We start from the raw sequence: 24167 nt of genomic DNA on the forward strand, positions 1-24167 counted from the left end.
GGTACGAGGTTTCGGTTCCCGGACCCTTGACTGCATGTTGGACACAGGAGAAAACTGCCGTTCAGCGGTCGGCATTGTCGAACACTTACCGGTAATGCGAGTTAGTGTGGGACAGCGCCAGTGGCCGGCAACGCTCTCGTGTGAGGGTGCGGACCCCTGGCGTGTGCCGGAGGTCCGCGTCCCCCTGGACGAAGGAGTCTCGGGTGTCCGACTTTGACATCTTCATAGGCGAGACCACAGGTACCGCCATCCTGATCCTGCTGGGCGGCGGCGTTGTCGCCGCCGTGGTGCTCAAGCGCTCGAAGGCCCGCGACGCGGGCTGGCTCGCCATCAGCTTCGGCTGGGGCTTCGCCGTACTGACCGGCGCTTACCTGTCCGCGGGTGTCTCCGGCGCACAGCTCAATCCGGCGGTCACCCTCGGCCTGGCGATCGAGGGCGGTACGAAGTGGGGCGACGTACCGCTCTACCTCGGCTCCCAGCTGCTGGGGGCGATCATCGGCGCGTTCCTGGTCTGGGTCACCTACCTGGGTCAGTTCACGGCCCACCTCACCGACCCGGAGATCCTCGCGGCCCAGCCCGCGACGGAGGGGCTGGTCGACCAGAAGACCGCCCCCCAGGCCGGTCCCGTCCTCGGGATCTTCTCCACCGGGCCCGAGGTCAGGAATGTCCTCCAGAACGTGCTGACCGAGATCATCGCCACGTTCGTCCTGGTCATCGCGATCCTCACCCAGGGGCTCAACAACGAGGGCAACGGCCTCGGCACCATCGGCGTCCTGGTCACGGCGCTGGTCGTGGTGGGCATCGGGCTGTCGCTCGGCGGCCCCACGGGGTACGCGATCAACCCGGCCCGCGACCTGGGCCCCCGTATCGTCCACGCGCTCCTGCCGCTGCCCAACAAGGGCGGCTCCGACTGGAGCTACGCCTGGATACCGGTGGTGGCACCGCTCATCGGCGGCGCCGCGGCCGGCGGTTTCTACAACTGGGTCCTCGCCTGAGCCCGAGCCTCCCCATCCCTTCGCACAGAGCAGGAGCGAAACCGTGAGTGACGCAACCACCGGGACTTCCTCCCACGGCACCGGCCCGTTCATCGCGGCCATCGACCAGGGCACCACGTCCAGCCGCTGCATCGTCTTCGACGTCGACGGACGCATCGTCGCCGTCGACCAGAAGGAGCACGAACAGATCTTCCCCAAGCCCGGCTGGGTGGAGCACAACGCCACCGAGATCTGGGCCAACGTCCAGGAAGTCGTGGCGAACGCCATCCAGAAGGCGGGCATCACCAAGAAGGACGTCCTGGCGATCGGCATCACCAACCAGCGCGAGACCACCATGCTCTGGGACAAGAACACCGGTGAGCCCGTCCACAACGCGATCGTCTGGCAGGACACCCGTACCGGCGCCCTCGTCCGCGAACTCGGCCGCAACGTCGGCCAGGACCGCTTCCGCCGCGAGACCGGCCTGCCGCTCGCGACCTACTTCGCGGGACCGAAGGCCCGCTGGCTGCTCGACAACGTCGAGGGCCTGCGCGAGCGCGCCGAGCGCGGCGACATCCTCTTCGGCACCATGGACTCCTGGGTCATCTGGAACCTCACCGGCGGGGTGAACGGCGGCGTGCACGTCACGGACGTCACCAACGCCTCCCGGACCATGCTGATGAGCCTCACCACCCTCCAGTGGGACCCCAAGCTCTGTACCTCCATCGGCGTGCCCATCGGGATGCTGCCCGAGATCCGCTCCTCCGCGGAGGTGTACGGGAAGGCCAAGGGCGGCGCCCTCGACGGCGTCCCGGTGGCCTCGGCGCTCGGCGACCAGCAGGCGGCGCTGTTCGGCCAGACCTGCTTCGAGGAGGGCGAGGCCAAGTCCACGTACGGCACCGGCACGTTCATGCTGATGAACACCGCCCACAAGCCGATCAACTCCTACTCCGGCCTGCTGACGACCGTCGGCTACCGCATCGGCGACCAGCCGGCCGTGTACGCCCTGGAGGGCGCGATCGCCGTCACCGGTTCGCTGGTGCAGTGGATGCGCGACCAGATGGGCCTGATCAAGTCGGCGCCCGAGATCGAGACCCTGGCCTCCTCCGTCGAGGACAACGGCGGGGTGTACTTCGTGCCCGCCTTCTCCGGGCTCTTCGCCCCGCACTGGCGCGCGGACGCCCGCGGTGTCATCGCCGGGCTGACCGGCTACGTCACCAAGGCCCATATCGCCCGCGCGGTGCTGGAGGCGACCGCCTGGCAGACCCGCGAGATCAGCGACGCCATGACCAAGGACTCGGGCGTCGAGCTGACGACCCTCAAGGTCGACGGCGGCATGACCGCCAACAACCTGCTGATGCAGACGCTCGCCGACGTCCTCGACGCACCCGTGGTGCGCCCGATGGTCGCCGAGACGACCGCGCTCGGCGCCGCCTACGCGGCCGGGCTCGCCGTCGGCTTCTGGCCGGACACCGACGCCCTCAAGGCCAACTGGCGCAGGGCCGCCGAGTGGACGCCCCAGATGGACGCGGACACCCGCGAGCGTGAGTACAAGAGCTGGCTCAAGGCGGTCGACAGGACCATGGGCTGGCTCGAAGAAGAGGACAGCTGACAGACAGCGGACGACGGCGGACGACGGCGGACGAGAGCCGACCACGGACACCGGCCGCCGAGCCCGGACGAGCTGACGAGGAGTCAACGATGAGCACCACCCTCCAGAGCGCCCCCGCACTGGGGACGCACCCGGCCGGCGGAACCCTGCCGAGCCGCGCCCAGACCCGGGAACAGCTTTCCACGGCGACGTACGACCTCCTGGTGATCGGCGGCGGCATCCTGGGCATCTCCACCGCCTGGCACGCCTCCCAGTCGGGGCTGCGGGTGGCTCTGGTGGACGGCGGCGACTTCGCCGGCGCCACCTCGTCCGCCTCCTCCAAGCTGCTCCACGGCGGACTGCGCTACCTCCAGACCGGCGCGGTGAAGCTGGTCGCGGAGAACCACTTCGAGCGGCGTGCGGTCTCCCGCCAGGTGGCACCGCACCTGGCCAACCCGCTCACCTTCTACCTGCCCGTCTACAAGGGCGGACCGCACGGCGCCACCAAGCTGGGCGCGGGCGTCTTCGCGTACTCCGCGCTCTCCGCCTTCGGCGACGGCGTGGGCCACGTGATCAGCCCGGCCAAGGCGCGGCGCGCCGTGCCCGAGTTGCGTACGGACAATCTCAAGGCGGTCGCCGTGTACGGCGACGACCAGATGAACGACGCGCGGATGGCGCTGATGACGGTCCGCGCGGCCGTCGACTCGGGCGCCACCGTCCTCAACCACGCCGAGGTCACCGGACTGCGCTTCACCGGCGGCCGGGTGACCGGCGCGGACCTCAAGGACGCCTTGGACGGCAGCGAGTTCGGGGTCGACGCCCGGCTGGTGCTCAACGCCACCGGGCCGTGGGTGGACCGGCTGCGGACCATGGAGGACGCGGCCTCGGAGCCGTCCATCCGCCTCTCCAAGGGCGCGCACCTGGTCCTGCGGCGCACCGCGCCGTGGAACGCGGCGCTCGCCACCCCCATCGACAAGTACCGCATCACCTTCGCCCTCCCCTGGGAGGACATGCTGGTGCTCGGGACGACGGACGAGGAGTACGTGGGCGACCCCGCCGACCTCGCCGTCAACGACAAGGACATCCACCAGATCCTGGACGAGGCGTCCCTGTCCGTACGGGACCAGCAGCTCTCCCGGGACCTGATCACGTACTCGTACGCGGGTCTGCGGGTGCTGCCCGGCGGCCCCGGCGACACCTCCACGGCCAAGCGCGAGACGGTCGTGACCGAGGGCAGCGGCGGCATGCTGTCGGTGGCGGGCGGCAAGTGGACGACCTTCCGGCACATCGGCCGCATGGTGGTCAACAAGCTGGCGGAGCTGCCGGGGCATCCGCTCAGCGACAACATGGAGCCGATCTCGGACCTGCCGAAGAAGGCTCCGCTGCCGGGGCTCGCCAACCCGCACGCGGTGGCGCACCGGCTGATGATCGACGGGGGCGGTACGGGACCGTCGATGGCGCCCGACACCGCCCACCACCTGGCCACCCACTACGGGACGCTGGCGTTCGACATCGTCCGGCTCGCCAACGAGCACGCGGAGCTGGGCGAGCGGATCCACCCGGACGCGCCGGAGATCTGGGCGCAGGTCGTCTACGCCCGTGACCACGAGTGGGCCGAGACGGCGGACGACGTGCTGCGGCGCCGTACGACCCTGACGATCCGCGGACTGGCCACGGACGGGATCCGGGCCCGGGTCGAGGCGATCCTCGCCGAGCGGAACTGACGGCGGGCACGGGCAGGCGCCCGCGGCGGACCGCGGGCACGTGTCGAGGGGCGCTCCTTATCCCGGAGCGCCCCTCTCCGGTGTTTCCCGGCGCATAATGGGAGTCGATACATCGGATGTATGGAGGTCGCCCATGGCTGTCACCGACGAGGCCATCGAGAAGATCAAGGGAATGATCGTCTCGGGCGCGCTGCGCCCGGGCGATCGTCTCCCCAAGGAGAGCGAACTCGCCGCCGAGCTGGGCCTGTCCCGCAACTCCCTGCGGGAGGCGGTCCGCGCGCTGTCGCTCATCCGCATTCTCGACGTACGGCAGGGCGACGGCACGTACGTCACCAGCCTGGATCCCCAGCTGCTGCTGGAGGCGCTGAGTTTTGTGGTGGACTTCCACCGCGACGACACCGTCCTGGAGTTCCTGGCGGTACGGCGCATCCTGGAGCCGGCCGCCACCGCCATGGCGTGCGCGCGGATCACCGACGCCGAACTGGACGCGATGGACGCCCGGCTGGACGCGCTGGGGGACGATCCGTCGGTGGAGGAGCTGGTCGCATCGGACCTGGAGTTCCACCGGGGCATCGTGCAGTTCTCGGGCAACTCGGTGCTCTGCTCGCTGCTGGACGGGCTCTCGGGGCCGACCACCCGGGCGCGGGTCTGGCGCGGGCTGACCCAGGAGGACGCCGTCAGCCGCACCCTGCACGAGCACCGGGCGATCCTGGCGGCGCTGCGGGACCGGGACGCGGAGGCGGCGCGCTCGTGGGCGACCGTGCATGTGGCGAGTGTGGAGATGTGGCTGCGGTCGACGCTGTGAGACGGGGGCCGGGAACGGCGTACGGGCGCCGGAGAAGCCGCGTGGCTTCTCCGGCGCCCGTCCGGCGTCGCGGGGTGTCTAGTCCTGCTTCTCGCCGCTCGCGAAGCGCGAGATGACCAGCGCGACGATGATGATCGCGCCGTTGAGGAACTGGTTCCAGAGGGCCGGTACGCCCCCGAGGGTCATCACGTTCACGACCAGCTGGAGCGTCAGCACGCCGGTCAGCGCGCCGAACAGCGTGCCGCGCCCGCCCTTGAGGCTGATGCCTCCGATGACCGCCGCCGCGAAGACCTGGAAGATCCAGCCGTTGCCCTGGGTGGCCGCGACCGAGCCGTAGTGGCCGGTGTAGAGGATGCCCGCGAAGGCGGCCAGCAGGCCGCCGATCGCCAGCACGATCCAGGTGATCCGGTCCACCCGGATCCCGGCCGCGCGGGCCGCTTCCGGGTTGCCGCCGATGGCGTACAGCGAACGCCCGTGCTTGAGCCAGGCGAGCGCCGCCCCGCCGATCGCGAAGAGCGCCAGGCAGATCCAGACGGCCGCCGGGGCGCCCAGCCAGTCGGTCTTGCCGAGGTACCGGAAGGACTCCGGGACGTCGGTGATCGACTTGCCCTCGGTGATGCCGATGTGGAGACCGCGGAGCATGGTGAGCATGCCGAGGGTGGCGATGAAGCCGTTGACCCGCAGCTTGAGCATCAGGAAGCCGTTGATGCCCCCGATGATCAGGCCGACCAGCAGGCACAGCGGGATGGCGCTCCAGGACGGCAGCACCCCGAGCCCGTTGAACCGGCCGCCCTCCGTGGGCAGGATCAGCCACATGGCCACGACCGGCGCGATGCCGATCGTCGACTCCAGGGACAGGTCCATCCGGCCGCAGATCAGGATCAGCGCCTGGCCGAGCACGAGCAGGCTCAGCTCGGAGGACTGCTGGACGACGCTGATCAGGTTGTTGGAGGTGAGGAAGACCGGCGAGACGATGAAGCCGATCACCATCAGCACCAGGATCACCGGGACGAGCGAGAAGTCGCTCCACCGGATGAGCTTGAGCCGGCTCGCCGGCCCCGCGCCCTTCGCGGTGTCCACCGTCGGCGGACTGATCGTGTCGGTCATTCCCTCTCCCCCACACCTTCCATGGCGGCGACCAGTTCCTGGTCCGTCCACCCGCTCCCGAACGTGGCCACGACGCGCCCGTGGAAGAGCGCGAGGACCCGGTCGCACACCCGCAGATCATCCAGTTCGTCGGAGATGATCACGGCCGCGCTGCCCTGGTCCGCCACCGTGCGCACGACACCGAGCAGCGAGTCCTTCGATTTGATGTCGACCCCGGCGGTCGGCCGCAGGGCGACCAGCGCGCTGGGCTTGCGGGCCAGCGCGCGGGCCACCACGACCTTCTGCTGGTTGCCGCCCGACAGGCCCGAGACCGGCTGCTCGGGGCCCTGCGTCTTGATGTCCAGCGACGCGATCATCGTCCTGGCGAACTCCCGGGTACGGGAGGGCAGGACGGTCCCCCACGGGCCGAGCTGGTCGGTGACCGTGAGCGTCGCGTTCTCCGCGACGCTGCGTTCCAGGACGAGCCCCTGGAGGTGCCGGTCCTCGGGGATGTAGCCGATGCCGGCGTCCAGGGCGTGCGGGACGCTGCCCGGCTTGACCTTCGTGCCGTGCATCGAGACGCTGCCGCCGGACGGCTTGCGCATCCCGGCCAGGATCTCGCCGAGGGCGGTGGCGCCGCTGGCCGCGGCGCCCGCCACCCCGAGCACCTCGCCCGGCCGTACGGCCAGGTCCAGCGGCTCGAACTCCCCTTCCAGGGTGAGTCCTTCGGTCCGCAGGACGGGCTCCGACGCGGTGTCCTGCTCCTTCGCCCCCGCCGCGTGCCAGGCCGCCTTGCCCGTGGACTCCCCCGTCATCGCCGTGACCAGGTCCGCCTTGGACAGCTCGGCGACCTGGGCCGTCAGCACATAGCGGGCGTCCCGGTAGACGGTGACGGCGGTGCACAGTTCGTACACCTCTTGCAGGTGGTGGGAGATGAAGAGGAACGCCACTCCCTGGCCCTGGAGTTCGCGGAGCTTGTCGAAGAGCCGCTGGATCCCCCGGGCGTCGAGCTGGGCGGTCGGCTCGTCCAGGATGATCAGCCGGGCGCCGAAGGACAGCGCCCGGGCGATCTCCACGAACTGCCGCTGCTCGACCGGGAGATCCTTGGCCCGGACGTTCGGGTCGACGTCGACCCCGTACCCCGCCAGCAGCTCCCTGGCGCGCTCCCGCAGGCCGCGCCAGCTGATGAAGCGGCCCCCGGACCCGGAGGCGTCCAGGCCGTAGTTGTTGAGGAAGAGGTTCTCGGCGACGGTCAGGTCGGGCACGACCATCGACTTCTGGTAGACGCAGGCGACCTTGGACTGCCAGGCCGTGGTGTCCCCGAAGGCGGGCGCGGGCTCGCCGCCGAAGCTGACCTGTCCTGCGTCGGGCCTGTGCAGCCCGGTGAGCACGCTCACCAGGGTGGACTTGCCCGCGCCGTTGCGCCCGACGAGCGCGTGGGACTCGCCGGGGCGGACCGTGAGCCGGACACCGTCGAGCGCCACGGTGGGACCGAAGCGCTTGACGATGCCTTCCGCGTGGACCGCGGCGGGTGCGGCCGCGTCCGGAGGTGCCTGGTCCATGGCTAGTTCTTCTTCTCCAGCTGGTTGGCCCAGAGCTTCGGGTCGTCCACGTTCGCCTTGGTCACCAGGGGCGCGGGAAGCTGGTCCTCGAACCCGTTGGGGATCTTGATGATCGTGGAGTCGTGGTCGGTCGCCCCGGCCTTCGGGGTCGTACCGGCCAGTGCCTCCTTCGCCCAGTACAGCGCGTACTTGGCGTAGAGGTCGGCGGGCTGCGAGATGGTGGCGTCGATCTTGCCCGCGCGGATGGCGTCCAGTTCCTCGGGGATGCCGTCGTTGGAGATGATCGTGATGTGCCCGGGGGTGCCGGGGGCCTTGAGGAGCTTCTTCTGCTCCAGCAGGGCCAGCGTCGGCTGGAGGAAGACACCGCCGGCCTGCATGTAGATGCCGTTGAGGTCGGGGTGGGCGGCGAGGGTGGACTGGAGCTTGGCCGAGGCCACGTCGCCCTTCCACTCGGTGGCCAGCTCGAAGACCTGGATGCCCGGGAACTTCTCCGTCATGCAGCTCTTGAACGCCTCGGAGCGGTCACGGCCGTTGATGGAGGAGAGGTCGCCCTGGAACTCGGCGACCTTGCCCTTGCCCTTGAGCTGCTCGCCCAGGTACTCGCAGGCCTTCTGGCCGTACGCGCGGTTGTCGGCCCGGACGACCATGTAGACGTCGCCCTTGTCGGGGCGGGTGTCCACGCTGACGACGGGGATCTTCTTGTCGCTCAGCGTCTGGAGCGTCTCGGCTATCGCGCCGGTGTCCTGCGGGGCCATGACGACGGCCTTGGCGCCCTGGTCGGTGAAGGCCTGGACGTTGGCGACGAGCTTGCCGATGTCGTTCTGGGAGTTGGTCGGCGGGAGGGCGTCGATGCCGTCCTCCTTGACCCCCTTGTCGATGTACTGCTGGTAGGAGTTCCAGAAGTCGCTGTCGGCGCGCGGCAGGTCGATGCCGACCTTCCCGCCGCCGGCGGCGCTGTCGGAGTCCGACTCACGGTTGCAGCCGGCGAGGGCTGCCACGGCGAGCACCACGGCACAGGCGGAGGCGCCCGTCGTACGAAGTCTGCGGAGTGGGGAGCGGTCCGCGGTGTGACGCTTCATGGAGGTCCCGTCCTTATGAAGGTGAGTGTCGGCTCAGTTGGCGGGACGCAGGCGCAGGCCTTGCATCCCGCCGTCCACCGCGAGTGCCGTCCCCGTGACGGCCGCCGCGGCGGGGCTGGCGAGGTAGGCGACCGCCGCGGCGACCTCGTCCGCGCCGACCAGTCGTCCTGACGGCTGGCGGGCGGCGAGGGCGGCGCGCTCGGCCGCGGGGTCCGGGGCCTGGTCGAGCAGGCGTCCGATCCAGGGTGTGTCGGCGGTTCCGGGGTTGACGCAGTTGACGCGGATGCCCTCCCGGACGTGATCCGCGGCCATCGCCAGGGTGAGCGAGAGGATAGCGCCCTTGCTGGCGCTGTAGAGGGCGCGCTGGGGCAGGCCCGCCGTCGCGGCGATGGAGCACGTCTGGGTGATCGAGACGGCGCCGGGCCGGTCGGCCGCTGCCCGGCGCAGGTGGGGTACGGCGTGGCGCGCGGTGCGGACCATGCCGAGGACGTTGATGTCGAGGACGCGGTGCCACTCGTCGTCGGTGTTGTCGGTGACGGCCCCGATGGCGCCGATCCCGGCGTTGGAGACGACGGCGTGCAGCGCGCCGAACTCCGCCGCCGCCGCGTCCACGGCGGCCTTGACCGCCGCGTCGTCGGTGACGTCCGCCATGAGCGGCAGCGTCCCCTCGGGGGCTCCGGCGGTGTCCCGGTCCAGTACGGCGACCCGGGCGCCCCGTTCGAGCAGCAGCGCGGCGATGGCCGCGCCGATGCCGGAGGCGCCGCCCGTCACCAGGGCGTTCAGCCCCTCGAAGTCCCGTACGGATGTCATGAGCTGATCTCCTCGGTGGTGCGGCGGGCCTGCCAGACGGGCCCGTCGGGGTAGCTGTGCTCGGCGATCGACGCGGGGAGCATCCGGGCGGAGAAGCCGGGCGCCGTCGGGGCGGAGTATCTCCCGGAGACGATGACCACGGGGTCGGCGAAGTGCTCGTGGAGGTGGTCCACGTACTCGATGACCCGGTCGTCCCAGCTGCCGGAGACGGCGACGAAGTCGAACATCGAGAGGTGCTGGACCAGTTCGCACAGTCCGACCCCGCCGGCGTGCGGGCAGACGGGCACGCCGAACTTGGCCGCGAGGAGCAGGATCGCCACGTTCTCGTTGACGCCGGCCACGCGGGCCGCGTCGATCTGGACGAAGTCGACGGCCCCGGCCTGGAGGAGCTGCTTGAACACGACCCGGTTGGCGACGTGTTCGCCGGTGGCCACCTTCACCGGCTGCCCGGCGCGGATGGCGGCGTGGCCGAGGATGTCGTCGGGGCTGGTGGGCTCCTCGATCCAGTGCGGTTCGTACGGGGCGAGGGCGGCCATCCAGCGCACCGCCTCGGCCACGTCCCAGCGCTGGTTGGCGTCGACGGCGATCCGGATGCCGGGGCCGACGGCCTCGCGGGCGAGCTTCATGCGCCGTACGTCGTCGTCCAGGTCGCCGCCCACCTTGAGCTTGATCTGCTCGAAGCCGTCGGCGACGGCCTGCTGGGCGAGGCCGACCAGTTTGGCGTCGGCGTAGCCGAGCCAGCCCGGTGAGGTGGTGTAGGCGGGGTAGCCCCGCTCGCGCAGCCGCGCGGCCCGCTCGGCGCGGCCCGGTTCGGCGGCCCGCAGGATGGCGAGCGCGTCGTCCGGGGTGAGGACGTCCGTCAGATAGCGGAAGTCGACGAGCGAGACGAGTTCCTCGGGGGTCATCCCGGCGAGGAACTCCCAGACCGGCTGGCCCGCGTATCCGGCGGCCAGGTCCCAGGCGGCGTTGACGACGGCGCCCGCCGCCATGTGCATCACGCCCTTCTCCGGGCCGAGCCAGCGCAGCTGCGAATCGTGGGTGAGCTCGAAGTACAGCGCGGCGAGATCGGCCGCCGTGCGCGGGGCCGGGCGCCCCACGACGTACGGACGCAGTGCCTCGATGGCCGCGGCGGTGACCTCGTTGCCCCGCCCGATCGTGAAGCAGAAGCCGTGCCCCTCGGCGCCGTCCGTGGTACGCAGGACCACGTAGGCCGCCGAGTAGTCGGGGTCCGGGTTCATGGCGTCGGAGCCGTCGAGCTGTTCCGAGGTGGGAAAACGGATGTCGTGAACCTCGAACCCTGTGACGGTCTGACTCATGCACGCCCCCTTGGAAGAACATCGGACCTCTTGTGGTCATCCGATGTATAGCGTCGCTGACGCCTAAACGTCCAGGGCTCGGAGAAAAATAACGGTCACAGCTCGGATGAATCGTCGACCGGTCGGCGGTCGGTCGGCTGTCGGTTGGCTGTTTTCTCCCACCTATGCCCCACCGCGCCGAAGTTCACCCGGGCGTGCGCGGGGCTGCGGGCGGAGAGCGGGAAAGCCGTAAGGTTGGGGCGTGGACAAGGGAACTTCGGAAGGAGGCACTGGGTGATCGAGCTCGAGGCGGTTCCTGAGCTGATCGACCCGGTCATGGTGGCCGCGTTCGAGGGCTGGAACGACGCCGGCGACGCCGCCTCCACCGCGGTCGCGCATCTGGACCGGGAGTGGAAGGGCGAGGTGTTCGCGGCGCTCGACGCCGAGGACTACTACGACTTCCAGGTCAACCGGCCGACGGTGTGGCTGGACGGCGGAGTACGGAAGATCACCTGGCCGACCACCCGGCTCTCCGTGGTCCGGGTCGGCGGTGAGACGCCCCGTGACCTGGTACTGGTCCGCGGCATCGAACCGTCCATGCGCTGGCGTTCCTTCTGCAACGAGATCCTGGGCTTCGCCCATGAGCTGGGTGTGGAGATGGTGGTCATCCTGGGCGCGCTGCTCGGCGACACCCCGCACACCAGGCCGGTGCCGGTCAGCGGGATCACCTCGGACGCCGACCTGGCCAGGACGATGGATCTGGAGGAGACCCGCTACGAGGGGCCGACCGGCATCGTCGGCATTCTCCAGGAGGCGTGCACGCACGCGGGCGTGCCGGCGGTGAGCCTGTGGGCGGCGGTGCCGCACTACGTGTCGCAGCCGCCCAACCCCAAGGCGACGCTGGCGCTCCTCAACCGCCTGGAGGACCTGATCGGTCTGCGGATCCCGCTGGGTGAACTGGCGGAGGACGCGCGGGCGTGGCAGCTGGGCGTCGACCAACTGGCCGCCGAGGACAGCGAGGTGGCGGAGTACGTCCAGACGCTGGAGGAGGCGCGGGACACGGCGGAACTGCCCGAGGCGTCCGGCGAGGCCATCGCGCGGGAGTTCGAGCGGTATCTGCGGCGCCGCGACGGCGGGCCGGGACCGGCGGCGGGCGGGCACGCCACGGAGAGCGGGGAGGGGCCCTCGTACCGCCGTGATCCCTCCGCGGGACCGGGGCGGGGGCGTCCGCAGAGACCGCCGCGGCCGGGACCCGAGGCGGGGACGGACCCGGAGTCCGGGCCGGGTCCGGGACCCGGGCCCGATGACGACGACAAGGGCAAGGACGACACGCCGTAGGGCGTCTCCCTCTGCGCTGCCTGCCCGCTCCCTGCTGCTCGCCGCCGACGCCGGACGGACCGTGGTGCGGTCCGTCCGGCGCGGTGCGTTTCTGCGGGGTGCGTTCCTGCGCGGTGCGTCCTGCGGGAGTGTGTCGTCAGTGCGGCGCGTGCGTCCGTACGCGCGCGACCGACACCACGTCGTAGTCCGTCTCCGGGGTCGGGGCGGTCACGTCGAAGCGGGCGTTGGGCAGGTAGATCCGGTTGCCGTAGGCCGCCGCCGTCGTGGGGACCCGGAAGGTCCCCGGGGCGGTGATCCGGGTGAGCGCCGTGCCCTTCGTGCCCGCGCGGTCGAGCTCCAGGACGTCGATGGCGTTCTGCCGGTTCTGGACCACGTAGAGCGTACGGCCGAGGAGCAGGAGCCCGTCGCCGTTGGGCAGCCGGGTCGGCCCGAGGTCCACGGCGCGGGCCACGCCGGTGCGGGGGTCGACCCGCATGAGGCCGCCGCCGTTCGCGAAGCTGTTCACCACGAGCAGCGCCCGGCCGTCGGGGGTGGTGGTGATGCCGTTGGCGGTGAGGGCGGGCCCCTGGACCCAGTCGCCGCTGAGCGGGACGGTCTCGACGCGGTCGCCCGGCTCGCCGTGCCGGCCCAACGGCAGCTTGTAGAGCTGTGGTTCGAAGGAGTCGGTGAACCACGCGGCGCCCGGTGTCAGGATCACGTCGTTGACCATGGTGACGTCCGTGCCCACGGTGAAGGTCTTCGTGACCTTCCCCGTCCGGAGGTCGGCGATCCGGATCTCACCGCTGACCCCGCCGCTCAGGAACAGCCGGCCCCGGCCGTCCAACTTGAGCCCGATGACGGGGTGTTCGGGGCCGAGCCCCTGGACGACGACCTTGCCGCGGCCGGTGGCGAGGCTCGCGCGGTAGACGTCGCCGCGCGCGATCGAACCGATGTAGGCGTACGGCTCCGCGCCGATGGCGATGCCCTCGGGCCGGAAGCCGTCCGGCAGGGGAAAGGCGGCGGGCCAGGTCCGTGCGGTGGGGCGCGGGGCGGCCGAGGCGGTGGAGCCGAGCGGAGCGAGGAGCGCCGCGCCGCCGAGGGCGGCCGCGGCGGCGAGCAAGTCACGCCGTGCGAAGGAACGTTGCATGGTGAGCGTCCTCCCGGGAATGGGGTGTGCCGTCCCTCACACCCCATCACACCCCTTGGCCCCGTTGGGAGTTTGGCCGGATCACGCACAACAGCACGGCCGGTTACGGATGTCGGTATCCGTGACCGGCCGTGCTGGGTTGGTGGGCGGCCCCGGGAAGGGCCGGGACCACGGGGGCTAGAGGGCCACTCCGAGCAGGGCGTCGACCGCGCGGGAGACCACGCCGGGCGCCCCCTCGTCCGTACCGCCCGTGGACGCCTGGAGTTCCGACCAGCGGTCCACGGCGGCCAGGGCCGCCGGGGCGTCCAGGTCGTCCGCCAGCGCCGCGCGGATCTCCTCCACGACCGCCTCGGCCGGGGGGCCGTCGGGGCGCGAGACGGCGGCCCGCCAGCGGACGAGGCGCTCCTGGGCGTCCTGGAGCACCTGGTCGGTCCACTCCCAGTCGGAGCGGTAGTGGTGCGCCAGCAGGGTGAGCCGGATCGCCGCCGGGTCCACGCCGTCCCGGCGGAGCGTCGAGACGAAGACCAGGTTGCCCCGGGACTTGGACATCTTCTCGCCGTCGAGGCCGACCATGCCGGCGTGTACGTACGCCTGGGCGAAGGGGTGCTCGCCGGTCAGCGCCTGGGCGTGCGAGGCGCCCATCTCGTGGTGCGGGAAGGCGAGGTCGCTGCCGCCGCCCTGGACGTCGAAGCCCATGCCGAGGTGGTCGAGCGCGATGGCCACGCACTCGATGTGCCAGCCGGGCCGGCCCTGGCCGAGGCTCCCGCCGTCCCAGCTGGGCTCGCCGGGCCTGGCGGCCATCCAGAGGATCGGGTCGAGGGGGTTCTTCTTGCCGGGGCGGTCGGGGTCGCCGCCCCGCTCGGCGGAGAGCAGCCGCATCGCCTCGGCGTCGAGGCGCGACACCTCGCCGAAGTGCGGGTCGGCCGCCACCGAGAAGTAGATGTCGCCCTGGAGTTCGTACGCGGCCCCGGCGTCCCGCAGCCGCTCCACGAGCGGCACGATGCCCGGTATGGCCTCGACGGCGCCGATGTAGTGCTGGGGCGGAAGCATCCGCAGGGCCGTCATGTCCTCCCGGAACAAGGCGGTTTCACGCTCCGCGAGCGCCACCCAGTCCTCGCCGTCGCGCTCGGCGCGCTCCAGCAGGGGATCGTCGACGTCGGTCACGTTCTGGACGTAGTGGACCTGCCGCTTCGTGTCGAGCCACACGCGCTGCACGAGGTCGAACGCGTTGTAGGTCGCCGCGTGTCCCATGTGGGTCGCGTCGTACGGGGTGATGCCGCAGACGTAGATGCGGGCGACGGGACCGGGCGCGAGGGTGACGCGGCCGTCGGTCGAGGTGTCGTGAATCCTGAGGTCGCGGCCCTTGCCAGGCAGGGCGGGGACCTCGGAAGCGGGCCAGGCATGCATGTCATGAGCGTAACCGGCCGGTAGTTCCGAAAACGAACCGGATGCGAGGTCCTGGCCGGCCGGGCGCTCTTGCGGAAGGGTCGGCGCCGTGGTGGACGGTCCCGGGCGGGTCGTGTCCACCCGGTCCCGGCTGGCCCCGGACCTGTCGCCGGACCGGTGGCCGGGCCTGTTCCCACGGGTGCCCGGGCCTGTTCCCCCCGGTGACCCGGCCCGTTCTCAGACGGGCGGCCAGGGGATGGCGGGCCACTGGCCGGACGGCTGCGGGTGGAGTCCCGTGTGGCGCAGCTCACGGACGCGGGCGCGGACCGCGTCGGTCTCGGCCTCCGTGATCAGCCCCGCCAGCCGGGCCGCGAGCGGCCGGCCGTCGGCGAGCGCGTCCTCCAGCCGAGCGAGCACGGACAGCGCCTCCTCGGTGAGGGGTTCACCCGCCCACCCCCAGAGCAGCGTGCGCAGTTTGTCGTCCACGTTGAAGGTGACGCCGTGGTCGATGCCGTACAGCCGTCCCCCGGCGGCCGGCAGGAGATGGCCGCCCTTGCGGTCGCCGTTGTTGATGACCGCGTCCAGGACCGCGAGCCGCCGCAGCCGCTCGTCGTCGGCGTGCACGAGGAGGGCCGTCTGCCCCTCGCCGACCTCGGCGAAGCCGACGGCCTTCCACCCCTCGCCCGGTTCCTCGTCCTCGACGAGGGCGAGCAGGGCCGCCGCCTCGTCGGTGTCCGTCTCGATCCACAGCTGGCACATGCCCTCGCCGTACGGCCCCTCGCGGAGCACGGTGGGCGGTACGAGCCCCCAGCCGGTCGCCTCGGAGATCTCGTACGCCGCCACCTCGCGCCGGGCGAGGTTCCCGTCCGGGAAGTCCCACAGGGGGCGCTCTCCGGCGACGGGTTTGTAGACGCAGTGCGCCTCGGTGCCCTCGTACGAGACGGAGCAGTACAGGACCGCGTTGGACGCCTCACGGATCCGGCCGCGCACGGTCAGCTCGCCCTGGGCGAGCAGGTCGGACGGGCTCACGCTCCGCGGCGGTATCCGTTCTGGCGCGGGCATACGTGTCCTTCCGGATCGAGCGGCAGGCTGCACAGGGGGCACGGCGGGCGGCCCGCGTTGACCACGTCCAGGGCGCGTTTGGCGAAGGCGCGGGCCTGGGCCCCGCTGAGGCGCACCCGGAGCATCGGCGGACCGTTCTCCTCGTCCTGGAGAAGCCGCTCCTCGGCCTCGGCGAGGTCCTCGTCGGTGTCGGCGTCCACCTCGACGAGCGCCTGCGCCTCGACGATCATGCGCTCTTCGTCACCGTCCCACGCGAGGGCCATCGTGCCGACCCGGAACTCCTCCTCCACGGGGGCGTCCAGCGGGGCGGAGTCGGCGATCTCGGTGGGGGCGACGGCGGGCACCGGGGCGTTGCCGCCGGTCCTGCGGACCACTTCGTCGAGCAGTTCGTCGATCCGCTCGGCGAGGGCGGCCACCTGGGTCTTCTCCAGGGCGACGCTGGTGACGCGGCCCGCGGCGGAAGCCTGGAGGAAGAACGTACGGCGTCCAGGCAGCCCGACCGTACCGGCCACGAAGCGGTCCGGGGGGTCGTAGAGGAACACCTGACGGGACACGTCCTGATCTCCCTTGGGAATCGGCTGGGGAAGTGCTGCGTGAGCTAGGCGTACTGCGTGGAGCGCTGCGCGGGGAAGGCGCGTCCACCCTACTGCGCGGAGCGATCACGGTGCTCCCGCGCCGCCTCCTACAACACCGGGACCGCCGCTTGTGTTCTCACGCGGCGCCAGTCCGCTCAGATCGCCCGTGTCACCGAGCCGTACGACATACGGGCGCAACCGGGTGTAGCGGACGACGGTGACCGAGCACGGGTCCACGTGGATGCGCTGGAAGAGGTCGAGGTGCATGCCGAGGGCGTCGGCCACGAGCGCCTTGATGATGTCGCCGTGCGAGCACATCAGGTAGACGGCGTCGTCGCCGTGCTCCTTCTCGACGCGCGCGTTCCAGTCCCGTACGGCCTCCACGGCGCGCGCCTGCATGGCGCGCATCGACTCGCCGCCGGGGAACGCGGCGGCGGAGGGGTGCTGCTGCACGACCTGCATCAGCGGTTCGTCGCTCAGCTCGGCGAGTTTGCGGCCCGACCAGTCGCCGTAGTGGCACTCGCCGATCCGGTCCTCGCTGTGCACGGGCACGTCCGGCCTGCTGTCGAGCAGCGGCCGCAGGGTCTCCTGGCAGCGCTGGAGGGGGCTGCTGACGACGGCGGCGAGCGGTACGCCGGCCAGCCGGCCGGGCAGGGCGGCGGCCTGGGCCGCGCCGCGCTCGTCGAGCGCGACCCCGGGGGTCCAGCCCGCGAGCAGCCCCGCGGTGTTGGCGGTGGAGCGTCCGTGACGTACGAGGATCAACGTGGCCATGCCCGTCAGCGTAAGGCGCCCGCAGGCCAAAGATGCGTACGGGGGGCCGGAGCGGGGACAATGCGGCAGTGATCGTGGACTGTGCCATCTACCGCGACGGACACCGCACCGACGGGCCCGCCGACTTCTCCGACGCCCTCGACGAGGCGCGTGCCCACGGGGACGCGTTCCTCTGGATCGGGCTGCACGAGCCGACGGAGGACGAGTTCTCGCTCGTGAGCAGCGAGTTCGGCCTGCACCCGCTCGCCGTCGAGGACGCCCTCACCGCCCACCAGCGGCCCAAGCTGGAGGTGTACGACGACTCGCTGTTCCTGGTCCTCAAGCCCGTCGAGTACGAGCAGAAGAGCGACACGGTCACCACGGGTGAGCTGATGGTCTTCATCGGCGACTCGTTCGTGGTGACGGTCCGGCACGGCGAGGGCTCGCCGCTCGGGGAGGTGCGGCGGCGGCTGGAGGCCGATCCGTCCGTGCTCAAGCACGGGCCCACCGCGGTGATGTACGCGGTCAGCGACGAGGTAGTCGACCACTACACGGAGGTGGCCGACGAGCTCCAGGTCGACCTGGAGGAGCTGGAGGCGGAGGTCTTCGCGCCGGACGGCGGCGACAGCTCGTCCGGTTCGTCGCGGCCGACCTCGGGCAAGTCGACGGCGGCCCGCATCTACGGCTTCAAGCGGCAGGTGCTGGAGTTCCGGCGGGCGACCGTACCGCTGTCGGCGCCGATGGCCCGGCTGGCGGGTGGTTCGGTGCCGTTCGTGCACGACCGGTCGCGGCCCTTCTTCCGGGACGTGAACGACCACCTGCTGCACGCCAACGAGCAGGTCGAGGGGTTGGACCGGCTGCTGTCCGACATCCTCTCGGCGCACCTGGCGCAGATGGGCGTGCGGCAGAACGACGACATGCGGAAGATCTCGGCGTGGGCCGCGATGGCCGCCGTACCGACGCTGATCGCGGGGATCTACGGCATGAACTTCGAGCACATGCCGGAGCTGACGTACGTGTGGGCGTACCCCACCGTGCTCGCCGTCATGCTGGCGCTCGTCCTCGGCCTGCACCGCACGTTCAAGCGGCGCGGCTGGCTCTGAGGGGACGGGGGCGCGTGCGGGGCCGGCACCCACGGGGTGGGTGCCGGCCTTTTCCGCGGGCGCGCCCCGCTTTCCGCGGGCACCCCGCATTTCCGCGGGCGCCCCGGTCAGTACGCGGGCGCCGGGGCCGGGGGGCCGCTCAGGGCGTCGCGGCGCTCCGGCATGGACAGCGTGACCATCCGGCGCCAGGCGAAGGCCCGCTCGTACGCGTACATCGCGTGGACCCCGGCGGTGAGCACCGCGGACTTGGCGGCGGACCAGCCGAGGAGCCGCGCCATGTTCGCCATCACCGCGAGGCTCACCTCGCGGTAGACCTGGATCTCGGCCAGCGCGCACTCGCGCAGGGCCCGCTGGATCCGCCTGCCGTGGCCCGCGCGGGCGAGCCGCAGCAGCTCCTCGTGGCAGTAGGCGAGGTGGTTGTCCTCGTCGGCGCTGATCATCCGGACGGCGTTGCCGACCTCCGGGTGGTCGCCGAAGTACTTGACCAGCATCACCATCTGGTCGGACGCGCGCTGCTCGGTGATCCGGCTGTGCGCGAGGTACACGACGACGTCGTCCTCGGTCAGCGGCTCGTCCCGGCGCAGCTTGTCGTGGGCGAGTCCGATGCCCCGGCGCTCCAGCAGCATCGTGTAGTCGGTGTCGTCGGGGACGCCGACCGGCTCCAGGCCGCGCTTCTTCAGGAGCGCGTTGAAGATCCGGCCGTGTTTGTCCTCGTCGGCTCCGTGCCGGGTGACCTTGGGCGCCAGGTCCCGCATGCTCTCGGGCAGCAGGGCGGCGATACGGCCGTTCTCCCAGCCGCCCTGGGTCTCGCCGCTGGCCGCGATGGAGCAGAACAGCTGGAACGAACGATCGTTGTCCAGGATTTCCTGGAACAGGCTTCGGGCCGAAAGCATCACTGCCACCTCCATACAGACGTCCGCGAGAACGAGTCAAAGCGGGCGGGGGGCAACAGGCAACAGCAGCGGGGGCCGGTCCCGGCCCGGCGTACGGACGCGGAGGTGCCCCCGGTGGCGTAACCGAGGGCCGCTCCGCGCGTTGTTGTACGTGACGGCCGTGGCGGGGAAGACCCCCGAGCCCCCACCACGGCCGCAGACTTTCCTCTCGCCCGTTCGGGTTACGGGGCTGCGCGCCGGGTTGTCGTACGTGCCCCTCGTCCCAGGACGCGCATGGCGGCCGCGTCCTAGGAGGCGAGGCCCGCCCGCTCCAGGGCGTCGGTGCCGATCCGCAGGGCCGCGAGCCGCTCGTCGAGCGTCAGGCCGGCCGGCGCGAGGGTGAGCGTGGTGACCCCCGCGGCGGCGTACGCGCTCATCCGGTCGGCGATCCGCTCCACGGACCCGAGCAGGGTGGTCGAGTCGATCAGCTGGTGCGGTACGGCGGCGGCGGCGCCCGCCTTGTCCCCGGAGAGGTACTTGTCCTGGATCCCGGCCGCCTCCTTCTCGTACCCCATGCGCCGGGCGAGCTGGTTGTAGAAGTTCTGCTTCCGGCTGCCCATGCCGCCTACGTACAGGGCGGTGTACGGGCGGAAGGTGTCGGCCAGCGCCGTGATGTCGTCGCCGACGGCGATCGGGACGGTCGGGCAGACGTCGAAACCGTCCATGGTCAGGCCGGCCTTCTCGCGGCCCGCGCGGAGGTGGCGGATCGCCGTGTCCTCCAGGTGCTCGGCGGAGGGGAAGATCAGCAGCGCGCCGTCGGCGATCTCGCCGGTCTGCTCCAGGTTCTTCGGGCCGATCGCGGCGATGTAGAGCGGGATGTGCTCGCGCTCCGGGTGGACGGTGAGCTTGATGGGCTTGCCGGGGCCGCCGGGCAGCGGCAGCGTCCAGTGCTCGCCCTCGTAGGACAGCCGCTCGCGGGACATCGCCCTGCGGACGATCTCGACGTACTCGCGGGTGCGGGCGAGCGGCTTGTCGAATTTGACGCCGTACCAGCCCTCGGAGACCTGCGGTCCCGAGACGCCGAGGCCGAGGCGGAAGCGGCCGCCGGAGAGGGAGTCGAGGGTGGCGGCGGTCATGGCGGTCATGGCGGGCTGGCGGGCCGGGATCTGGAGGATCGCGGAGCCGACGTCGATGCTCTCCGTGTGGGCGGCGACCCAGGCGAGGACGGTCGGGGCGTCGGAGCCGTAGGCCTCGGCGGCCCAGCAGACGTCGTAGCCGAGCCGGTCGGCCTCCTGCGCCACCGCGAGGTTGTCGCCGTCCATCCCCGCGCCCCAGTAACCGAGGTTGATGCCGAGCCGCATAACCACTCCCTTGCTCGTCTACTCGCCAGTAACGTCTCTGTCCGCCGGACTCTAGCGCGCGGCGCGGGGCCGCGGCAGGGGCGGGTTGTCCACAGGCGCTCCGGCCAGGTTGTCCACAGGCTCTCTCCGCGCGCGGCCCCGGCCAGTAATCTCAGCGCCCATGGAGCAGAGGCATCTCGGCCGTACCGGCCTGCGTGTGTCCCGGATCGGGCTCGGCACCCTGACCTGGGGAAGAGACACCGACGAACACGACGCGGCCGACCAGTTGAAGGCGTTCTGGGAGGCGGGCGGAACGCTGGTCGACACCGCGGACGTGTACGGGGGCGGGGAGGCCGAATATCTGCTCGGGCAGCTGGTCGAGCGGCTCGTCCCGCGCCGCGACCTGATCATCTCGACGAAGGCCGGCAGCGTGCCCGACCCGGACCGGCGCTTCGACGGGTCCCGGGGGCATCTGCTGGCGGCGCTGGACGCGTCCCTGGCGCGGCTCGGGACGGACTACGTGGACCTGTGGCAGATCCACGCGTTCGACGCGGCCACCCCGCTGGAGGAGACGCTCCACGCGCTGGACATCGCGGTCAGCAGCGGGCGGGTGCGGTACGCGGGCGTGTCGAACTTCTGCGGCTGGCAGCTCGCCAAGGCCGCCACCTGGCAGCTGGCCTCGCCCGGCATACGCACACGGCTGGCGGGGACGCAGATGGAGTACTCGCTGCTGCAACGCGGCGTGGAGCGTGAGGTGTTGCCCGCCGCGATCGACCTGGGCATCGGGCTGCTGCCGTCGTCGCCGCTGGGCCGCGGGGTGCTCACCGGGAAGTACCGGCACGGCACCCCTGCGGACTCGCGGGCCGCGTCGGACATGGCGCCGTTCGTGGAGCCGTACCTCGACGAGGCGGCGAGCCGGATCGTCGACGCGGTCGCGACGGCGGCGGAGGGGCTGGCCGCGACGCCGCTGGAGGTGGCGCTGGCGTGGGTCAGGGACCGCCCCGGGGTGGTGGCCCCGATCGTGGGCGCGCGCAACGCGCAGCAGCTCACGGCGGCTTTGTCAGTGGAGAGCCTTAGTCTTCCTGACGAGATCTGCCAGGCGCTGGACGACGTGTCGGCGCCCGTGCACCGCTATCCGGACCAGGACTGGAGCACGCTGTGAGTACGGACCGCGACACCACGACCGTGGAGGACACCGCGCCGGAAGCGACCGAGGGCGCGGGGGCCGAGGCCGGGGGGCCGGGCGCGGGTGAGGGCGGTGCGCCGGAGATGGTCGGCGCGGGTGACGGGGCGGCGGAGACCGAGGCGCACGGGCCGGGGGCAGATGGGCCCGACGCGGGTGAGCCGGCTTCGGACACGGCGGGTACGGCGGAAGCCGGTACGGGCGGGGGCGATGCGGGAGCGGTCGGCGGGGAGGGGGACGCTGCCGCCGCCGAGGCCGCCGTCCTGTCCGAGGCCGCCGCCGAGCTGGCCGCCCAGCGGGAGTTGCGGGAGCGGATCGAGCAGCGCAAGGCCGAGAAGGAAGGTCCCATCGCCGCCGGGACGAAGCTGAGCGGGCAGGCCGCCGACCTGCTCGCCGCCGTACGGGCCGTGGAGAGCGGCGACAAGCCCGACCCGGCGCTCCTGCGTGCCGTGGCCGCCGCCCCGGCCCCCGTGGCCCCTGGACCCCCTCCTGCCGCCCCTGCCGCCCCCGCCCCGGTGGCCCCGGCGTCCGGGACCGTACCGGCGCCGCGGGCCGTCGTGGAGGGCGTACGGGCCGTGCTCGCCGAGGGCGGGGCGCCGGAGGCGTTGGCGGGGCAGGTCTCGGCCGTGCTGGGGGAGCAGGCCGCCGGCCTCCTGCGCGAGGACCCGTGGCAGCTGCTATCCGTGCCGGGGGTGCGGCCCGAGCAGGCCGACGGCTTCGCGCGGGCGCTGCTCGGCGCGGCCTGCGGCCCCGGTGACGAGCGGCGGGCCGCCGCGCTCGTCGGGTGGCTGCTGGAGCGCGGCGCGCTCCAGGGCCACACCGCGGTGGAGGCGTCGGCGGTGCGCACCGCCCTGGCCGGGCACGGTGTGCCGGATCCCGACGAGGCCGTGCGGCACGCCGTCTCCGAGGGCGTGGTCCTGGTGTTCCAGGAGGGTCCCGAGGAGAGCGAGGAGGACGAGGCGGAGGAGGCGGCCGACGGCGAGAGCCCCGTCGACGCCGACGCACCGGAGCGGCCCGTGCTCCTCGGGCTCGACCGGTACGCCCTCGCGGAGGAGAGCCTGGCCGACGGGCTCGCGCGGCTCGTCAGGACCGGGCCGGACGCCTCCTGGGACGAGGCCGCCGCGGCGGCCGGCTCTCCGTCGGCCGCCGAGCTGATCCGGGCGGTCGCGGGCCACGGACTCGTCCTGCACACCGGCGGCGAGGCCGCGCGGGCCGAGCCCGTGGCCCTGGCCCGGGCGGCCCGTGCGCTCGGACTGCGCGCGGTGGTCGCGACCCACAGCGAGAACGGCCGGGCGAGGCTGGGCGGCGCGGACGGGGACGCGGGCGAGGACGCCGTCACCGTCGCCGGGCTGCTCGCGGGCGCGGAGGGCCCGGGGCGGGACGCGGACGGCATGTTCGCCCTCGACCTGCTCGTCGTACTGGACGCGCCGCAGCTGGACGTGGAGACGGCCACGATGCTCGTGGAGTCCCTGCCCGACGGCAGCCGGCTGGTCCTCGGCGGGGACCCCGGGTTGCTCTGGTCGGCGGGCGCGGGCCGGGTGTTCGGCGACCTGCTCGCCGCGCGGGTGTGCCCGCAGATCGCGTCCCGTACGCCCGACCCCGGGCCCGTCGGTGAGCTGGTCTCCGGCATCGGCATCGGGGAGCTGAACCAGGTGGCGGCCCCCGGCAAGGAGGTCGTGATCGTGCCGGTGCGGGACGCGGGCGAGGCGGTGCACCGTACGGTGCAGCTGGTCGCGGACTCGGTGCCGCGCGCGTTCGGCCTGGCGGCCGGGCAGACCCAGGTGATCACGGTGGGCCACGGCGGTTCGGCCGGGACCCGCGCGCTCAACACGGCGCTCAAGGAGCGGCTCAACCCCGGCCCCGGGCGGTTCGGGGGCTTCGACCCGGGCGACCGTATCGCCTACGTACCGGCACCCGGCAGGACGCTCCAGGGCATGGTCGTCTCGGCCGACGCGGAGGGACTGCACCTGGAGTGCGGGGGCGCGGCGGTGGTGGTGCCGAAGGACCGGGTGGAGTCGGCGGTACGGCACGGCTGGGCGCTCACCGCCCACCAGGCGGCCGGGATGCGGTGGGAGGCGGCGGTGGTGGTCCTGCCCGGGGACGCGGCGCAGGGCCTGAGCCGTCCGTGGGTGTACACGGCGTTCAGCCGGGGCGACCGGCACCTGTCCGTGGTCCACGGGGTGGACGAGGCGTTGCCCCGGGCGGTGGCGGAGGGCGTCCCACGAGACCGGGTGACGCGGTTGGGGGCCCTGCTGGTGGCGCTGCTGTCGTGACGGTTGCGGTCGGCGTCTGCGGCGCGGTGGGCGCGGTGGGGGGCGCGGCTTCCTGCTTTTGTCCTCAATCGCCGGACGGGCTTGATTGTGCCCGCTGCGGGCCGGTTGCGTATGCGCGGCTCGTCGCCGGGGGCCGGGCAGGGGTCGTGTCCTGCACTGCATGTTTTACGTCGCGTGCGGGGTCTTGTTTTGCGTAACGGTAGCCATGCGACACAAAACACGCTTTACGTTCC

At 72.1% G+C, this 24167-nt stretch carries 20 protein-coding genes; 8 read left to right on the forward strand and 12 right to left on the reverse strand.

Annotation, left to right across the window (positions count from 1 at the left end):
* Positions 1-203 precede the first annotated feature (203 nt).
* The 4 genes from ACIODU_RS20020 to ACIODU_RS20035 all read left to right on the forward strand — a co-directional run bounded on the left by ACIODU_RS20020 (position 204) and on the right by ACIODU_RS20035 (position 5094).
* The gene (locus tag ACIODU_RS20020) at positions 204-995 is read left to right on the forward strand and encodes an MIP/aquaporin family protein (protein ID WP_356428909.1); all 792 of its coding nucleotides are present in this window, start codon (positions 204-206) and stop codon (positions 993-995) included.
* A 43-nt stretch (positions 996-1038) separates the two neighbouring features.
* Positions 1039-2586, forward strand: coding sequence for a glycerol kinase GlpK (gene glpK, locus ACIODU_RS20025; RefSeq protein ID WP_356428912.1), 1548 nt, complete (start codon positions 1039-1041; stop codon positions 2584-2586).
* Positions 2587-2675: 89 nt separating this feature from the next.
* Complete coding sequence (locus tag ACIODU_RS20030) at positions 2676-4289, forward strand: glycerol-3-phosphate dehydrogenase/oxidase (protein WP_161312498.1); 1614 nt, start codon at positions 2676-2678, stop codon at positions 4287-4289.
* A gap of 133 nt (positions 4290-4422) precedes the next feature.
* Positions 4423-5094: a FadR/GntR family transcriptional regulator gene (locus ACIODU_RS20035; RefSeq protein ID WP_356428915.1), complete on the forward strand. Its 672-nt coding sequence runs from the start codon at positions 4423-4425 to the stop codon at positions 5092-5094.
* A 78-nt stretch (positions 5095-5172) separates the two neighbouring features.
* Here the strand turns inward: ACIODU_RS20035 and ACIODU_RS20040 are convergent, their stop codons facing one another.
* The 5 genes from ACIODU_RS20040 to ACIODU_RS20060 are packed head-to-tail and all read right to left on the reverse strand — an operon-like array spanning position 5173 to position 10947.
* On the reverse strand, positions 5173-6201 hold the full coding sequence (locus ACIODU_RS20040; RefSeq protein ID WP_161312496.1) for an ABC transporter permease: 1029 nt from the start codon (positions 6199-6201) through the stop codon (positions 5173-5175).
* The gene (locus tag ACIODU_RS20045) at positions 6198-7742 is read right to left on the reverse strand and encodes a sugar ABC transporter ATP-binding protein (protein WP_401769130.1); all 1545 of its coding nucleotides are present in this window, start codon (positions 7740-7742) and stop codon (positions 6198-6200) included. Before ACIODU_RS20045 ends, ACIODU_RS20040 begins: the two co-directional genes overlap by 4 nt.
* 2 nt (positions 7743-7744) lie before the next feature.
* Positions 7745-8821, reverse strand: coding sequence for a sugar ABC transporter substrate-binding protein (locus ACIODU_RS20050; protein ID WP_356428921.1), 1077 nt, complete (start codon positions 8819-8821; stop codon positions 7745-7747).
* Positions 8822-8854: 33 nt separating this feature from the next.
* Positions 8855-9631 carry an SDR family NAD(P)-dependent oxidoreductase gene (locus tag ACIODU_RS20055; protein ID WP_401769132.1) on the reverse strand — a complete coding sequence of 259 codons (777 nt, stop codon included), beginning with the start codon at positions 9629-9631 and terminating at the stop codon, positions 8855-8857.
* A complete protein-coding gene (locus ACIODU_RS20060; RefSeq protein WP_401769134.1) occupies positions 9628-10947 on the reverse strand; it encodes an enolase C-terminal domain-like protein in 1320 nt (439 codons plus the stop codon). Before ACIODU_RS20060 ends, ACIODU_RS20055 begins: the two co-directional genes overlap by 4 nt.
* 273 nt (positions 10948-11220) lie before the next feature.
* Here ACIODU_RS20060 and ACIODU_RS20065 point away from each other — a divergent pair, with 273 nt between their 5' ends.
* Positions 11221-12264 (forward strand): PAC2 family protein, encoded by a 1044-nt coding sequence (locus ACIODU_RS20065; protein ID WP_401769136.1) that lies wholly within the window; start codon positions 11221-11223, stop codon positions 12262-12264.
* A 136-nt stretch (positions 12265-12400) separates the two neighbouring features.
* Here the strand turns inward: ACIODU_RS20065 and ACIODU_RS20070 are convergent, their stop codons facing one another.
* The 5 genes from ACIODU_RS20070 to ACIODU_RS20090 form a co-directional block, all read right to left on the reverse strand.
* The gene (locus ACIODU_RS20070; protein ID WP_401769138.1) at positions 12401-13390 is read right to left on the reverse strand and encodes an SMP-30/gluconolactonase/LRE family protein; all 990 of its coding nucleotides are present in this window, start codon (positions 13388-13390) and stop codon (positions 12401-12403) included.
* Positions 13391-13567: 177 nt separating this feature from the next.
* Positions 13568-14797 carry a cysteine--1-D-myo-inosityl 2-amino-2-deoxy-alpha-D-glucopyranoside ligase gene (mshC, locus tag ACIODU_RS20075; protein ID WP_401769140.1) on the reverse strand — a complete coding sequence of 410 codons (1230 nt, stop codon included), beginning with the start codon at positions 14795-14797 and terminating at the stop codon, positions 13568-13570.
* Positions 14798-15013: 216 nt separating this feature from the next.
* On the reverse strand, positions 15014-15838 hold the full coding sequence (locus ACIODU_RS20080) for an SCO1664 family protein (protein WP_401769142.1): 825 nt from the start codon (positions 15836-15838) through the stop codon (positions 15014-15016).
* Complete coding sequence (locus ACIODU_RS20085; RefSeq protein WP_356428940.1) at positions 15802-16392, reverse strand: DUF3090 domain-containing protein; 591 nt, start codon at positions 16390-16392, stop codon at positions 15802-15804. Before ACIODU_RS20085 ends, ACIODU_RS20080 begins: the two co-directional genes overlap by 37 nt.
* A gap of 105 nt (positions 16393-16497) precedes the next feature.
* Positions 16498-17184, reverse strand: a complete 687-nt coding sequence (locus ACIODU_RS20090; protein ID WP_401769144.1) for a histidine phosphatase family protein — start codon at positions 17182-17184, stop codon at positions 16498-16500.
* Between the two features lie 32 nt (positions 17185-17216).
* Here ACIODU_RS20090 and ACIODU_RS20095 point away from each other — a divergent pair, with 32 nt between their 5' ends.
* Positions 17217-18266, forward strand: coding sequence for a magnesium and cobalt transport protein CorA (locus ACIODU_RS20095; RefSeq protein WP_401769146.1), 1050 nt, complete (start codon positions 17217-17219; stop codon positions 18264-18266).
* Positions 18267-18373: 107 nt separating this feature from the next.
* On the opposite strand, the gene ACIODU_RS20100 is transcribed toward ACIODU_RS20095, so the two are convergent.
* Both ACIODU_RS20100 and ACIODU_RS20105 read right to left on the reverse strand, forming a co-directional pair.
* Complete coding sequence (locus ACIODU_RS20100) at positions 18374-19159, reverse strand: ferritin-like domain-containing protein (protein WP_401769148.1); 786 nt, start codon at positions 19157-19159, stop codon at positions 18374-18376.
* Between the two features lie 287 nt (positions 19160-19446).
* Positions 19447-20499, reverse strand: coding sequence for an LLM class F420-dependent oxidoreductase (locus ACIODU_RS20105; protein WP_401769150.1), 1053 nt, complete (start codon positions 20497-20499; stop codon positions 19447-19449).
* 160 nt (positions 20500-20659) lie between these two features.
* Here ACIODU_RS20105 and ACIODU_RS20110 point away from each other — a divergent pair, with 160 nt between their 5' ends.
* Together ACIODU_RS20110 and ACIODU_RS20115 are read left to right on the forward strand one after the other, a co-directional pair.
* On the forward strand, positions 20660-21640 hold the full coding sequence (locus tag ACIODU_RS20110; RefSeq protein WP_161311864.1) for an aldo/keto reductase: 981 nt from the start codon (positions 20660-20662) through the stop codon (positions 21638-21640).
* Positions 21641-21747: 107 nt separating this feature from the next.
* The gene (locus ACIODU_RS20115; protein WP_401769176.1) at positions 21748-23934 is read left to right on the forward strand and encodes a helix-hairpin-helix domain-containing protein; all 2187 of its coding nucleotides are present in this window, start codon (positions 21748-21750) and stop codon (positions 23932-23934) included.
* Positions 23935-24167 lie beyond the last annotated feature (233 nt).

Origin of the sequence: Streptomyces sp. NPDC088261, assembly GCF_044740805.1 — a bacterium.
Taxonomy (GTDB): domain Bacteria; phylum Actinomycetota; class Actinomycetes; order Streptomycetales; family Streptomycetaceae; genus Streptomyces.